A 14,569-nucleotide genomic window follows, 5' to 3' on the forward strand; every position below is an offset into this window, starting at 1 on the left:
GTATTTCAGGGGTACGGATAGGGGTTCCGGCGTGGCCGCGTACACGGGTGGTCCCCTATCATGCGCAGGGGGCCGCCGGGGTTAACGACCGAATCCCGTTAATTGTGAAGTGGGGGCTTGCCATGGGATTTGGCGCTCCTTTTCACTGGAGAGGCGCACCGGAAATCGGCGGAATGAAAGGGGATTCGTGCGGTACACGAGGCTCGGCCCGTCGGGGCCGGTTATCTCCAGCGTCGGGCTCGGGTCGCTCGCCCTGACGGGCGTCTACGGCCATACCGGAGCCGCCGACGCAGACCGGCTGATCCGATCGGCGCTCGACGCCGGTGTGACCCTGCTCGACACGGCCGGCTTCTACGCCGGGGGCCAGGTGGAGAGCCTGATCGGCAGGGCCGTCGCCGGGCGCGAGGAGGTGGTGGTGACCACGCGCGGCGGGGTGCGCCGCCACGGCCCACGGGGGACGGAGGAGTTCGACGGGCGGCCCGGCTCGCTGGACCGGGACTGCGACGCCTCACTCCGGCGCCTGCGCACCGGCCGCATCGACCTGTTCTATCTCGACTGCCAGGACGAGCGCCTGGCCGTCGAGCCGAGCGTGGCGCGCCTGTCGGAGCTGGTGGCGGCAGGGAAGATCGGCCACCTGGGGCTGACCGGCGGCACGCCTCAGCAGGTGCGCAGGGCGCACGCCGTGCACCCGATCACGGCGCTCGCCGTGGAGTACTCCCTGTGGGTGCACAGGCCCGCGCCCGGCGTGCCGGCCACGGTGCGCGAGCTGGGCATCGCCGTGGTCGCCGCGCGCCCGCTGGGCCGGGGGTTCCTCACCGGCCGGATGGGGCCGCACCCCGGCTTCGAGCCCGGCGACTGGCGGCACGCCGATCCCCGTTTCGGTCCGGCGGAGCGGAACTCGGGCGCGCCCCGGCTGAAGGCGCTGGAGGCCATGGCCGCACGGCTCGACGTGGGCGCGGGGCGGCTCGCGCTGAGCTGGCTCCTGGCCCAGGACGACGGCGTCGTGCCGGTCCCCAGCACGCGTGACCCGATCCACCTGGAGATGAACCTCGCCGCCTCCTCGGTCGAGCTGCCGGCCGAGACACGCGAGGCGCTGTCCGAGCTCTTCCCCGCCTGCCCCGCGGGTCAGTCCTCGCCGCCCCTGCTCTGAGGCGGGATCAGCGAGGCGGCCAGAGCCTTGTTGACGGCGTCGATCCTGGAGGCGGCGTTGAGCTTGACGAAGATGTTGCGCATGTGGCGCTTGACCGTCGCCTCCGCCAGCCCGAGGCGTCGAGCGATCTGGTTGTTGCTCAGCGCCTGCGCCGCCAGCTGCAGCACCTCCAGCTCCTTTTCCGACAGCACCCCCGCCGAGGGCGCCTCCACCCGGGCCAGGCTGCTGCGGGAGACGGCGAGCACCAGGCGGGAGGGCTCCTCGTGGACGCTGCGCACCGCCGAGATCAGCTCGTGCCGGTGCACGCTCTTGAGCAGGTAGCCGCGGATGCCCGCCGACAGCAGCCGCGTGAGCAGGTGGGGCCCGTCGTACATGCTGAGGATGATGATCCCGCTGTGCGGTGAGAGCTCGCGGATGCGGCCGACGGTCTCGGTGACCTCGTCGCCCGGGATCTCCACGTCGAGCAGCACCACGTCCGGCCGGGTCTCGGCCACCACGCGCACGGCGGTGGCGGAGTCGCCGGCCTCGCCCGCCACGCTGATGCCGCCGGCCGACTCCAGGATCTCCCGCAGGCCCTCCCTGAACAGGGCGTGATCGTCCACGAGGACCACGGAGATCTCGGCGCTGGTCGCCCTACTGTTCACCGGCCCGCCTCTTGAGGGGGACGAAGAGCTCGACCAGGCACCCGCTCCCGGGCTCGCTGGAGATGAGCACCCGGCCGCCCAGCAGCTCGGCCCGCTCGCGCATGGACGTGAGGCCCACGCCGCCGCGCTCGCGCGCCCGTGAGGGGTCGAAGCCGCGCCCGTTGTCCTGGATGGACGCCGACAGCTCGTGCGGCGCGATGTCCACCCTGACCAGGACGATCTTCGGCCGGCCGTGGCCGAGCGCGTTGCGCACGGCCTCGCGGACGATGAGGAACGCCTCGTCGAGCACGCGCGGCCTGGCCCACGACTCGTCGCCGCTCACCTCCAGCCTGACGGAGCCCACGTCGTCCTCGACGGTCTCGAGGAAACCGATCAGTGACTTCTCCAGGCTCTTGACGGGGACCTGCGGGTGCAGCTCGGAGGTGATCTGCCGGAGGTTCTCCATGGTCTCCTGAATCGCCTGCTGGGCGAGGCTGATCTTGGCGGCGGCGCGGGCGGCGTCGACGGGCCGGTAGACCTCGGACAGCGCGAGCTGCTGGTGGGCGACGCTGACGCCGTGCCCGATGCGATCGTGCAGTTCGCGGGCGATGCGGCGGCGCTCGTCCTCCTGCGCCTCGTGGACCTGGTTGAGCAGGAAGCTGTGGTAGCCGTCGGCGGACTCCCTGACCCGCTGGGACAGGCTCTCCTCCAGGCCGCCGATGGCCAGCGCGATGACGTCGGCCGGCGATTCGTACGCGGCCGCGATCCGGCGGGTCAGATGGCGCAGCGCCGAGCGAAAGAAAAGTGAGCCCGCCTCAAGTGAAGACTTGGGATGCACCCCTCCGGCCGCACGCACGTTTCCCAGCTCTCGTGCCTGGAATTGATAGAGCTCACCTATCTGTACCTTTCCAGCGCGTAGCGTAGCGGTGACGTCGTCCAGCACGTGGCGGGCGGTGCGCAGGGCCTGCTCACGAGCGCTCTGATCTGCGAAGACGGCGTTTCCGGCGGACTGCAGGGCCGATTCGAATTCGTTGAGGATTTCATCACGACACGATTCGACTAATTCCGCAGGGTCCCCCGTGGCCCCGTGTGCGGCCTCCAATGTCCCCCCTCCGCCGTCGAGCGTTTAGGCGTTCCCCAAACTATCGCGCGACCAGGAGACGCATGCAACATTTCGGTCAGATCCAGGACAAAAACGCGGTCAGATGAAGCAGATGTTGCGTCCCCATGAACGCCCCATACGGACGGCGGCTCCGGCGGCGGTCCTCGCCCCCGGGTCGCGGGGCCGCCAGCAGGCCCGCGACCGCCACCGCGACGACCCCAGCCGCCAGGACCAGCACGACGCCACCCAGCCGCACCCGCAGCAGCGAGACCGCCACGCCGAACCCCGCCAGGAGCACCACCGCCGCGCCCACCATGACCTGCCTCGACATCCGCTCCCCGAGCAGCACGCCGAGGGTGCGCCGGCCCGCGGCCGCGTCCCCCGCGATGTCGGACAGATCCTTGGCGGGCACGCCGACGAACACCATCCAGCAGATGGCGACGCCCGCGAACAGCACGAGCGCGGTCGGCGCGGCCACGCCCCCGCCCGCCGTCGCGACGGTGAAGCCCGCCAGATAGGACAGCAGGCCCGACAGGCACAGCACCGCCACCGTGCCGCCCGAACTGGACTTCAGCGGCAATGGCGGGCCTGAGTACAGGTAGCCCAGCACCAGGTTGGCCGCGACGATCCAGAACATCGGCGCCGGCAGGCCCGACGTCGCGACGAGCGCCAGGCAGCCCGCGCCGGCGGCCACGGCGGCGGCCACCCGCGCGTCCAGGTCGCCCCTCGCGATGGGCCGGCCGGAACCGTTGATCCGGTCCTCCATGACGTCGGTGACACCGTTGTAGAGATAGACCGCGAAGATGGACAGCACCCAGGCGACCGCCCCCTGGGAGATCTGCGGGAGGTTGGCGGCGGCTGTGGCGGCGGGCAGTGCGAGCGCGACGCCGGTCAGATAGCGCATGGCCGAGATGGCCAGCACCATGGGACGAGCCTCGGCGACGCAGAAGGCGAGGGCGCGCGGGTGGAAGGCTGCCATGACTCGCATTGTGATCGGGGGCGGCGCCACTGATAAGGAGCGATCCGAAGGTTGTAGCGGGCCCTGCTCCTTTCGATACGCGGCAGGCTTCCACGGGCTATTCCCACCGAACTCCTGATGCCCGTATTGCTCGGCCGCCGGAGCCCCTATAACGTCCGGCCATAACACCGGTACATGAACGCGGGGTGGGGATCCTCCACCTTAGAAACGTCGCTGCGGATTTCCAACCCCTGTTCCGAGCACTTCAGGAAAACGAGGGTCACCCACGAAAGGAAAATCCACCATGCAGGGTGCCGGACGTTACACCGCATTCACGCCCCTCGATCTGACCGATCGCACCTGGCCGGGCAGGCGCATCCATTCGGCTCCCCGGTGGCTCTCCACCGACCTGCGCGACGGCAACCAGTCGCTGCCCCGTCCGATGTCCCCCGAACGCAAGCTCATGATGTTCGACCTGCTGGTGAAGACGGGCTTCAAGGAGATCGAGGTCGGTTTCCCCGTCGCCAGCCAGGACGACCACGACTTCGTCCGGCTGCTCATCGAACGGGACCTCATCCCCGACGACGTGCGCATCACCGTGCTCACCCAGGCCCGCGACGAACTCGTCAGGGCCACCGTGGACTGCCTCAGGGGCGCGCCCCGCGCGATGATCCACATCTACAACGCCACGTCGCCGCTCTTCAGGGAGTTGGTGTTCGGCCTCGACCGCGCCGGCTGCCGCGACATGGCGGTGCGGGCCACGCAGGTGATGATGGACCGTGCCGAGCGCGTGCTCGGCGGCTGCGACCTGAGCTACCAGTACTCCCCTGAGCTGTTCAACGAGACCGAGCCGGACTTCGCCCTGGAGGTGTGCGAGGCGGTCATGGACGTCTGGCAGCCGGAGGCGGGCCGGGGGATCATCCTCAACTTCCCGACCACGGTCGAGCGGTCGCTGCCCAACGTCTTCGCCGACCAGATCGAGTGGCTCGACCGCCATCTGTCCCGCCGCGAGCACGTGTGCCTGTCCGTCCACCCGCACAACGACCGCGGGACCGGAGTCGCCGCGGCCGAGCTGGCCCTCCTGGCCGGGGCCGAGCGGATCGAGGGCTGCCTGTTCGGCAACGGCGAGCGGGCCGGCAACGTCTGCCTGGTGACGCTCTGCATGAACCTGTTCGTCCACGGCATCGACCCTGGCGTCGACCTGTCCGACATCAACGCCGTCCGGCGCACCGTGGAGGAGTGCAACCAGATGCCCGTCCACCCGCGGCACCCGTACGCGGGCGACCTGGTGTACACCGCCTTCTCGGGATCGCACCAGGACGCGATCAAGAAGGGGTTCGACGAGCGCGAGCGGCTCGCAGCCCGTGCCGGGGTGCCGGCAGGGGAGCTCCCGTGGCGGACGCCGTACCTGCCGGTGGACCCCAAGGACGTGGGGCGGACCTACGAGGCGGTCGTGCGGGTCAACAGTCAGTCAGGCAAGGGCGGGGTCGCCTACGTGATGAGCGCCTGGCACGGGCTCGACCTGCCCCGCGGTCTCCAGGCCGACCTGGCGGCCCGGGTGCAGGCGCAGGCCGACGCGGAAGGCGGCGAGCTGTCCCCGAGCCGGATCGGCGAGCTGTTCCGCAAGGAGTACGTGTATCACGGCGCCCCGGGCGAGCACGGGGTCGAGCCGCTCACCGTCACGCTCTGGGTCGACGGCGCCCGCGCCCTCGAAGGGCCGCGCGACCTTCGCGCGGCGCTCGGCCCGTGGGGGATCGACGTGCGCGCCGTGCACAGGACCGCTCCCTCGCTGGACGAGCCGGCGATGACGCCGGAACGCGCCGCCCTCCCCCAGCGCTCCCCGCGAGACGTCGTGGTCTATGCGGAATGCGCCACAGGCGGACCCGGCGGGACCGGCATGGAGGGAGTCGCGTGGGGCGTGGGCATCGGCGCCGACGCGGTCGCGGCGGCGTTCTCCGCCGTGCGCGCGGGAGGCGCCCGGCTCGCGGGCCACACGCGGCTGCGGCCGTCCCGCTCCCTGCCCGAGCCGCGCCGCCTGGCGGCGGCGGGCTGACCTCCGGGAGGAGACCGAGATGACCCGCGTCACGAGAAGGAGGCCGCGGCCGAACCGCCGCCCCGGCCCTGACCCCGACCTGCGCACCCCATCAGGTCGGCCGCTCCCCTACTGAACGAAGGAGGGCCGTCATGGCCGAGGACGTCCAGCGGCACGAGATGGCCACGCTGCGGGAACTCCTGGACGAGGCGGTGGCAGGCAGGGGCCGCGTCGCGATGGTGACCGGCACGATCGCCACCGGCAAGAGCGCGCTCCTGTACGGCCTCGCCGAGCACACCTTCGACCATGGCGCCCTCCCGCTCACCGCCACCGGCTCGCGGGCCGAGAGCGCGCTTCCGCTCGGCGTGCTCTCGCAGCTCGTGCTCGGCGCGCCGATGACCGAGCGGAACCGCGCCACCGCCGTCGGTCTGCTCCGCGAAGGGGCCCGCGGGCACCTGCCGACCGGCCAGGCGGGCGTGCCCGCCGGCGAGCAGGTGGACGTGCTGATCGTGGACGCGCTCTGCACCGTGCTGCTGGAGCTGTCGGAGCGGTGCCCGCTGCTCATCGTCGTGGACGACCTGCACCACGCCGACCGCGCCTCACAGCAGTGCCTGTCGCACCTGGCGCGGCGGATCGCGTACGCCAAGGTCATGCTGGCCTTCAGCGTGCCGGACCCGCGCGCCCTCGGAAGCCTGCACGCCGAGATGCTGCGGCAACCGCACTGCCGCTCGGTCCGCCTGGGGCACCTGTCCCCTGGAGAGGTGTCGCGGCTGGCCTCCGGGGACACCGGCGCCGCGCCGGCGCGCTGGCATGCGCTGACCGGCGGCAACCGGCTGCTGGTGGACGCGCTGATCGAGGACCACAGGGCGGGGGACGGCCGGGGCGAGCGGTACGCCGAGGCCGTGCTCGCCTGCCTGCACCGCGCGGGGGACGGCACGTCCCGGGTGGCGCGGGCGCTGGCCGTGCTCGGCGAGGCCGGGCCGGTCTCCCGGCTGCTCGGCCAGAACGACGCGGCCACCGCCCAGGCGATCCAGGAGCTGACCCGTGCCGGGCTGCTGGAGGGCGGCCGGTTCCGCGACGAGGCCGCCAGGTCCGCCGTGCTGGCCGGGCTGGAGGAGCATGAGCGCGTCGAGCTGTATCGCCGGGCCGCCGAGCTGACCTACCGCGACGGCGCGCCCGCCCCGCTGGTCGCAGGGCACCTGCTGAGAGCCGGTCAGGCGAGCGAACCGTGGGCGCTGCCGGTCCTGGAGGAGGCGGCGGCGCGGGCGTTGCGGCACGACGGCGTGGAGTCCGCGATCGAGTACCTCATGCTGGCCCTGCGATCCTGCCCGGACGAGCGGCGGCGCGCCAGGATCGCCACCACCCTGGTGCGGGCCAAGTGGCGGATCGACCCCTGCACGCCCGCAGGGCATCTGGCCGACCTGACCGAGGCGCTGCGCCAGGGCCACCTGACGGGCGGCGACGCCGTGGTGCTGGCCAAGGCGCTGCTGTGGCACGGCCACGCCGAGGACGCCAGGGACGTCCTCGCTCACCTGAGGAAGCTGGACGAGCTGGACCGGGACGCGGTGGCGGAGCTGGCCGTGGCGCACGCCTGGTTCCGCAGCAGCTGCCCCTCGTTCCTGCGGCACCTGCCCGAGCTGACCGACGAGCAGACGGGCGGCGCCGCCCACTCCCTCAGCGCGGACCGCCGGACGGAGTCGGCGGACGCGCTGGTGCGCGCGCTGACGCAGGGTCCGCTCCCGGAGACGGCGGCGACGGCCGAGCGCATCCTGCGCGGCTCGCGGCTGGACGAGATGTCGATGGACACGGTGGAGAGCGCGCTGCTGGCCCTGACGTACACCGGCAGGGCCGACCTGGCCGCGCCCTGGTGCGACTCCTTCATCGCCGAGGCGGCCTCGCGCAGGGCCCCGAGCCGGCAGGCCCGCCTGTCGGCCATCCGCGCCGAGATCGGCCTGCGCCGGGGCGACCCCGCCTCGGCGGCGGCCGACGCCCGGCGCGCTCTGGAGCTCATCCCGCCGGACAGCTGGGGGGTGGCCGTCGGCGGGCCGCTGGGCAGCCTGCTGCTGGCCGGCGCGGCGATGGGCCGGCACGAGGAGTTCCTGCCGCCGGCCACCCGGCCGGTGCCGGAGGCCATGCTGGAGACCCGGTTCGGGCTGCAGTACCTCTACGGCAAGGGCCGCTTCCATCTGGCGGCCGGTCAGGCCCGGCAGGCGCTGCGCGATCTGCGGCTGTGCGGCGAGCTCATGGGCGCGTGGGAGCTCGACAGCGCCGAGTTCATCGCCTGGCGGCTGGACGCGGCGCAGGCCCTGATCGCCCTCGGCGAGACGGAGGAGGCCCGCCTGCTCGTGGAGGAGCAGCTGGCGCGCTCCTGCGGGTCCAGGCGGGTGCAGGGCATGGCGCTGCGCGTGCTGGCCGCCACCGCAGAGAAGCGCCACCGCGTGATGCTGCTGCGCCAGTCGGCCGAGCTGCTGCAGGACGGCGGCGACAAGTACGAGCTGGCCAGGTCGCTGACCGGCCTCACCGAGGCCTACCACGAGGTCGGCGAGTTCCGCAGGGCCGCGGTGCTGAGCCGCAGGGCCCGCGCCCTGGCCCAGGAGTGCCAGGCCGGCGTGCTGAGCCGGGCGCTGCCTGACGGCGGTGACGGCGCGTGGTCGGGCGAGGACCCCGCCGCGCGGCCGGTGCTCAGCGACGCCGAGCGGCGGGTGGCGGCGCTGGCGGCCGACGGCTACTCCAACCGGGAGATCGCCGCCAAGCTGTTCATCACGGTGAGCACGGTGGAGCAGCACCTGACCCGCGTCTACCGCAAGCTCAGCGTGACACGCCGCGCCGACCTGCCAGAAAGCCTGACCGGGGAGCGGCGCTGACCCCGGCCCCTTCGTACCCGCCCCGGCCGGGAGGGGGCTCTGACGGAGTCGGTCACAGGGGGATGTTCGTGTGACCGCCGCGTGCGCGCGGCGCGCGGGCCAGCGCGTCGGCGAGCCTGAACCGGGTGGTCTCGGGCGCGATGACCTCGTCCACGACGCCGAGGGCCACGGCCCGCCGCAGGCCCCCGGCCGTGCGCCGGTGCTCCTCGGCGAGGCGGGCGCGCAGCTCCTGGCGCTCCTCCTCCGGGGCCGCGGCCAGAGCCTTGCGGTGCAGGACGCCGACGGCGGACTCCGCGCCCATGACCGCCACCTCGGCTCCCGGCCAGGCGAACGTCGTGGTGGCGCCGAGCGAGCGGGAGTTCATCGCGATGTAGGCGCCGCCATAGGCCTTGCGGGTGATCAGCGTGACCCGGGGGACGACCGATTCGGCGAAGGCGTGCAGCAGCTTGGCGCCGCGCCGCACCACTCCGCCCCACTCCTGGCCGACGCCGGGCAGGTAACCGGGGACGTCCACGAGCACGACGAGCGGGATGCCCTGCGAGTCGCACATGCGGACGAACCGGGCGGCCTTCTCGGCGGAGAGCGAGTCGAGGCAGCCGCCCTTGTGGATCGGGTTGTTGGCCAGCACGCCGACGGTGCCCCCGCCGAGCCGTCCGAGCGCGACGAGCATGTTGGCGGCCCAGCGCGGCTGGAGCTCCTCCATCCGGCCGTCGCCGTCCAGAAGGGCGCGCACCAGGGGCCGAACGTCGTAGGCGCGCCGGGGCGAGGAGGGCAGCAGGGCGCTCGGGTCGCCGGAACCGCGCAGCGCGGTGGGGTCGCAGGCGCCGTGCCGGGCGAAGAGCCCGGTGAGGCGGCGCGTCCTGGCGAAGGCGTCGGCCTCGTCGGCGGCCAGGACGTGCGCCACCCCCGACTTCCTGCCGTGCGCCTCGGGCCCGCCGAGCCCCACCATGTCGATCCGCTCGCCGGTGACGCTCCGCACGATCTCAGGGCCGGTCACGAACACGCGACCGGCGTCGGACATGACGACCACGTCGGTGAGCGCGGGCCCGTACGCGGCCGCCCCCGCTGCGGGGCCGAGGATGACCGAGATCTGCGGCACGACGCCGGACGCCCTGGTCATGGCCGCGAACATGCGTCCCACGCCGTCCATGGACTCCACGCCGTCAGCGAGCCTGGCGCCGCCCGAATGCCACAGGCCGATGACCGGGCAGTCCATGCGCACGGCGGCCTCGATGGCCTGGACGATCCGGCCCGCGCCCGCCGCGCCCAGCGCCCCGCCCATCAGCCTCGCGTCGGTGCAGAAGGCGACGGCCTGAGCTCCGTCGACCAACCCGCGCACGGCCGACACGCCGCTGTCGTCATCCTCGTGGAGCGGCACGGCGGAGCCGGGATCGAGCAGGCGCGAGAACCGGACGGCCGGCGCGCGGGGATCGGCGACGGGGGCTGCGGAGCTTTCGATCGGAACCGTGGACACGACGGTCATCGCTGGGATCCCTCACATGCTCGTCACGGAGACGGGGTCACGGCGAATGTGTCAACGCCTCCGCCACCTGCCAACCCCTGTTCACCGGCGGGGCCGGTGGCCGGTTGTGACCGTGGTTTCCGTCCGTTGACCGGCCGTGCGGGGCCGAGGTTCGATACGGCGATCCCACCTCTGGAGGACGGTCGTGTCTCACTGGTCCCTGCCGGTCGTCACCGCCCTGCTCGCGGCGACGGCCTTCCCATACGGCGCCCCACCTGACGTGGCCGTGGAGCGCGACCCCGTTTCCCTCGTCAACGTCTTCCACGGCACCAAGGAGGCGGCGCCCGACTTCGACCACGGCGGAGGGGGAGGCATGACCTTCCCAGGGGCCGTCCTGCCGTTCGGGATGATGCAGTGGAGCCCCGACACGGTGGCCAACGCCGGCGGCGGCTACCGGTGGGAGGACGACCGGCTGCGCGGCTTCTCCATGACGCACATCTCCGGGCCCGGGTGCACGGGCGCACAGGACTTCCCGGTGATCCCGTACTCGGGAGCGATCGGCCGCTCGCCCGCCACCCACGGCGAGGACTACGTCCAGACGTTCAAGCACGACAACGAGCGGGCCTCCCCCGGCTTCTACGGCACCACGCTCGACAGCGGGGTCAAGGCAGAGCTCTCCGCCAGCATGCGCGCGGGCGTCGCCCGCTTCACCTTCCCGCAGGGCAAGCCAGGCACGGTGCTGCTGAACACCAGCGGCTCGGTCAACGGCGTCGACGACGGCGAGACCAGGGTCAGCGGGAACACCGTCGAGGGCTGGGTGCAGACCGGCGGGTTCTGCGGCCCGCCGACCCGATACAAGATCTACTTCCACGCCACGTTCGACCAGCCGGTCACCGCGTTCGGCACCTGGAAGGACGGCGAGGTGCGCCCCGGCGCGAGCACGGTCGCCAACGCCGGCCCCGCGAAGGTCAGGGGCGACCTGGTCACGCCGGGAGACGTGACCGTCAACGGGCCCGGCTCGGGGGCCTACCTGCAGTTCGACCCGGCCCGGCCGGTGCAGATGCGGGTCGGGCTGTCGTACGTCGGCATCGACGGCGCCCGGCGCAACCTCCAGGCCGAGATCGCCGCCAAGGGCCTGGACGAGGTGGCCCGCGAGGCGAGCGGCGTGTGGCGCGAGCGCCTGGGCCGGGTGCGGATCGGCGGCGGCACCGAGGACCAGCGGCGCACCTTCTACAGCAACCTCTACCACACGATGCTGCAGCCGCACGTCTCGGAGGACGTGGACGGCACGTACACCGGGTTCGACCACAAACCGCACCAGGTGCGGCCGGGCCGCCACCACTACGCGACCTTCTCCGGGTGGGACATCTACCGCAGCCAGGTGCAGCTCCTCGCCCTGCTCGCGCCGGACGTGGGCGCCGACATCGCGCAGTCGATGTACGACAACGCGCAGGCCGTCGGCAACGTGTGGGACCGGTGGTCGCACCAGACGGCGATCACCGGCGTCATGGTCGGCGACCCGTACCACGCGATCGTGTCCACCATGTACGCCTTCGGCGCGCGCGGATTCGACGCGAAGGCGGCGCTGCGGGCGATGGCCGAGGCGGCCAGGCGGACCGGCCCCAGGGACATCGGCCATCCGCTGCTCGGCTACGACGAGCGGCCGGGAAACGCCGCGTTCATGCGTGAGGGGCACGTGCCCAACGATCCGTCGGCGACGCTGGAGTACGGCGTGGCCGACTTCGGGATCGCGCAGCTCGCCTCCCGGCTCGGCGACCGGGCGACCGCCGCGGAGTTCATGCGGCGCGCGCAGGCCTGGCAGCACATCTACAACCCCGGCACCGGATGGATCCAGCCGCGCCAGGGCGACGGCGCGTTCACCTCGCCCTTCGACCCTGCCAGCCCTGATGTGTACATGGAGGGCAACGGGGCGCAGTACCACTGGATGGTGCCGCACAACCCGGCAGGGCTGTTCACCGCGATGGGCGGCCCTCGTGAGGTCGTCCCCCGGCTCGACACGTACTTCGCCAAGCTCAACGCCGGGCCCGCCGAGGCACACGCCTATCTGGGCAACGAGGTCGCGCTGCCGTCGCCGTGGCTGTACGCGTGGACCGGCCAGCCGTACAAGACGCAGGCGCTGGTGCGCCGGGTGCAGCAGGAGCTGTTCAAGTCGGGACCGGACGGGCTGGTCGGCAACGACGACCTGGGCGCGATGGGGTCGTGGTACGTGTGGTCGGCCATGGGGCTCTTCCCCGCCATTCCCGGCCGTGCCGAGCTGCTGGTGAACACGCCGCTGTTCGAGCGGATCACGATCGACCGGCCGGGCGGGGACATCGTCGTGGACGCCCGGGGCGCAGGACCGTACATCAGGTCGCTCCGGGTGAACGGCGCGGCGACGGACCGGGCGTGGCTGCCGGAGTCGTTCGCGACCGGCGGCGGGCGGCTGGACTTCGTCCGCGGCACCTCCCCTGACCGCGGCTTCGGCGCCGACCCCGAGGACGCGCCGCCGTCGTTCGGTGGCGGGACGAAGCCGTACCTGGCCGGGTTCAGCCGCGGCAGCGGCCCGGTCGAGCCGGGCGGCGCGCTCGCGACGGAGCTCGCGGTCCGGTCGCTCGGCCAGGCCGCCACGATCACCTGGGAGGCCAGGCCGCCGGCCGGCGTGACCGTGTCACCCGCACGCGGCACGCTCAGCCTGGCCGCCGGAGGCCAGGCCCGCCAGCCGGTCGAGATCTCCGTGTCCGGCGACGTGCCGCGCGGCGTGCTGACCGTGCCGGTCGTCGTGGGCGACCTCACCGCCTCGGTGCGGCTCAACGTGGCCGCGCGCGGCACCCCTGAGTGGCACCACAACAACGCCGGCATCGGCGACGCGGACGCTCCCGGCGAGGCCAATATCGACGGGCCGGGCTTCAGCCTCTCGGCGCAGGCCCTGGCCGAGGCGGGACTCACCCCGGGCGCCCGGGTCAAGTGGCGGGACTTCACCTTCACCTGGCCGGACAGGAAGCGCGGCGAATGGGACAACGTTCGCACCGGTGAGGAACCGCTGGAGGTGGCCGCGCCGGACGGCGCCACCCGCCTGTCCTTCCTGGGAACGGGCGTGAACGGCTGGCCGGAGGCGGACGTCACCGTCACCTACACCGACGGCACGACCAGCTCGGGCAAGCTCGGCTTCAGCGACTGGATCCTGGACTTCGGGTCGGCCGAGCCGCGGTTCGGCAACGAGGTCGTGGCCCGGACCCCGCACCGGTTGTTCTGGGGCTCATGGGCCTTCCAGCCCGTGCCCGCCCACGTCTACGCCTCGCAGCCCATCGCCCTGGACCCGGGCAAGAAGGTGCGGAGCCTGACGTTCTCCACCCCGCGTGACGGCCGGCTGCACCTGTTCACCTGGGCGTTCGCCTAGCGGGCCCACACCGGCTCGGCGCCCCGGATGCTCAGCATCACCGAGTACAGGGACGTGGTCGCGGTGATGAAGACGCGGTTGCGCTTGGGGCCGCCGAAGACGAGGTTCGAGGCGCTCTCCGGCAGGTGCAGCCTGCCGAGGAGCGTCCCGTCCTGGTGGTAGGCGTGGATCGCCGGGCCGACGGCGGCCCAGATACGGCCGGTCTCGTCCAGGCGCATGCCGTCGAAGCCTCCCTCGCCCTCGTGCTCGGCGAACACCTTGCCGCCCGCGAGCGCGCCGTCGCCGGTGACCTCGAAGACCCGCAGGTGGCCGCGCTCGGTGTCGGCGACGTAGAGCAGGCGCTCGTCCGGGGAGAAGGCCAGGCCGTTGGGCCGGGCGAAGTCGTCGGCCACCACGCGGACCTCGCCGGTGCCGGGGTCGGCCCGGTAGACGTGGCAGCCGTCGATCTCCTGCTCGGCCCGGTGTCCCTCGTAGTCGCTCTCGATGCCGTACGGCGGGTCGGTGAACCAGACGGACCCGTCGGAGCTCACCACCACGTCGTTGGGGCTGTTGAGCCGCTTGCCGCGCCACCGGTCGGCGAGCACGGTGAGCGAGCCGTCGTGCTCGGTCCTGGTCACCCGGCGCGCGCCGTGCTCGCAGGAGACGAGCCTGCCCTCACGGTCGAGGGTGTTGCCGTTGACGTAGCCGGCGGGCTGCCGGAAGGGCCCCACCTGGCCGGTCATCTCGTCCCATCGCAGCATGCGGTCGTTCGGGATGTCGCTCCAGGCCAGATAGCGGCCCGCGGGGACGTAGACGGGCCCTTCGGCCCAGCGCGTGCCCCGGTGGAGCCGCTCGATGTGACGGTCGCCCGAGACCCCCGCGATGCGGCGGTCGAACGCTTCGAACTCCACGGGGATGAGATCCACCGGGCACCTCCTTGGTGCCCACCTTCCTACCAAGATCTGCCCCGCCGGGCCAGGGCCCCGTCCCTGCTCCGGTCCG

General features: G+C 72.7%; 9 protein-coding genes. 4 read left to right on the plus strand and 5 right to left on the minus strand.

All coding sequences use genetic code 11. The features are described from left to right. The first annotated feature begins 187 nt into the window (after positions 1-187). Positions 188-1,150, plus strand: a complete 963-nt coding sequence (locus tag ABFX50_RS43730; RefSeq protein WP_346155231.1) for an aldo/keto reductase — start codon at positions 188-190, stop codon at positions 1,148-1,150. On the opposite strand, the gene ABFX50_RS43735 is transcribed toward ABFX50_RS43730, so the two are convergent. From ABFX50_RS43735 to ABFX50_RS43745, 3 genes are all read right to left on the minus strand, one after another. Further along, entirely contained in the window at positions 1,126-1,794 is a 669-nt protein-coding gene (locus tag ABFX50_RS43735) for a response regulator transcription factor (RefSeq protein WP_183644451.1), read from the minus strand. The two genes, ABFX50_RS43730 and ABFX50_RS43735, sit on opposite strands and share 25 nt — an antisense overlap. Beyond that, complete coding sequence (locus ABFX50_RS43740) at positions 1,784-2,611, minus strand: sensor histidine kinase (protein WP_183644454.1); 828 nt, start codon at positions 2,609-2,611, stop codon at positions 1,784-1,786. Before ABFX50_RS43740 ends, ABFX50_RS43735 begins: the two co-directional genes overlap by 11 nt. A 340-nt stretch (positions 2,612-2,951) precedes the next feature. Continuing rightward, a complete protein-coding gene (locus ABFX50_RS43745; protein ID WP_346155235.1) occupies positions 2,952-3,854 on the minus strand; it encodes a UbiA family prenyltransferase in 903 nt (300 codons plus the stop codon). A 283-nt stretch (positions 3,855-4,137) separates the two neighbouring features. On the opposite strand from ABFX50_RS43745, the gene ABFX50_RS43750 reads away from it, so the two are divergent. Then, complete coding sequence (locus tag ABFX50_RS43750) at positions 4,138-5,886, plus strand: 2-isopropylmalate synthase (protein WP_346155237.1); 1,749 nt, start codon at positions 4,138-4,140, stop codon at positions 5,884-5,886. 131 nt (positions 5,887-6,017) lie between these two features. After that, complete coding sequence (locus ABFX50_RS43755; protein ID WP_346155238.1) at positions 6,018-8,729, plus strand: AAA family ATPase; 2,712 nt, start codon at positions 6,018-6,020, stop codon at positions 8,727-8,729. Between the two features lie 52 nt (positions 8,730-8,781). On the opposite strand, the gene ABFX50_RS43760 is transcribed toward ABFX50_RS43755, so the two are convergent. Then, positions 8,782-10,212 carry an acyl-CoA carboxylase subunit beta gene (locus ABFX50_RS43760; protein WP_346155240.1) on the minus strand — a complete coding sequence of 477 codons (1,431 nt, stop codon included), beginning with the start codon at positions 10,210-10,212 and terminating at the stop codon, positions 8,782-8,784. Between the two features lie 184 nt (positions 10,213-10,396). Between ABFX50_RS43760 and ABFX50_RS43765 the strand changes: the two genes are divergently transcribed. Continuing rightward, the gene (locus tag ABFX50_RS43765) at positions 10,397-13,588 is read left to right on the plus strand and encodes a GH92 family glycosyl hydrolase (protein ID WP_346155242.1); all 3,192 of its coding nucleotides are present in this window, start codon (positions 10,397-10,399) and stop codon (positions 13,586-13,588) included. Here the strand turns inward: ABFX50_RS43765 and ABFX50_RS43770 are convergent. Beyond that, positions 13,585-14,493, minus strand: a complete 909-nt coding sequence (locus ABFX50_RS43770) for an SMP-30/gluconolactonase/LRE family protein (protein WP_346155244.1) — start codon at positions 14,491-14,493, stop codon at positions 13,585-13,587. The genes ABFX50_RS43765 and ABFX50_RS43770 overlap by 4 nt on opposite strands. Positions 14,494-14,569 lie beyond the last annotated feature (76 nt).

It is taken from the genome of Nonomuraea recticatena (assembly GCF_039533245.1).
Classification (GTDB): domain Bacteria; phylum Actinomycetota; class Actinomycetes; order Streptosporangiales; family Streptosporangiaceae; genus Nonomuraea; species Nonomuraea roseola.

Excerpts from the sequence above, each read along its gene's own strand:
- ABFX50_RS43745 (WP_346155235.1), bottom strand. The coding sequence starts at position 3,854 with ATGGCAGCCTTCCACCCGCGCGCCCTCGCCTTCTGCGTCGCCGAGGCT.
- ABFX50_RS43750 (WP_346155237.1), top strand. The coding sequence starts at position 4,138 with ATGCAGGGTGCCGGACGTTACACCGCATTCACGCCCCTCGATCTGACC.
- ABFX50_RS43755 (WP_346155238.1), top strand. The coding sequence starts at position 6,018 with ATGGCCGAGGACGTCCAGCGGCACGAGATGGCCACGCTGCGGGAACTC.
- ABFX50_RS43760 (WP_346155240.1), bottom strand. The coding sequence starts at position 10,212 with ATGACCGTCGTGTCCACGGTTCCGATCGAAAGCTCCGCAGCCCCCGTC.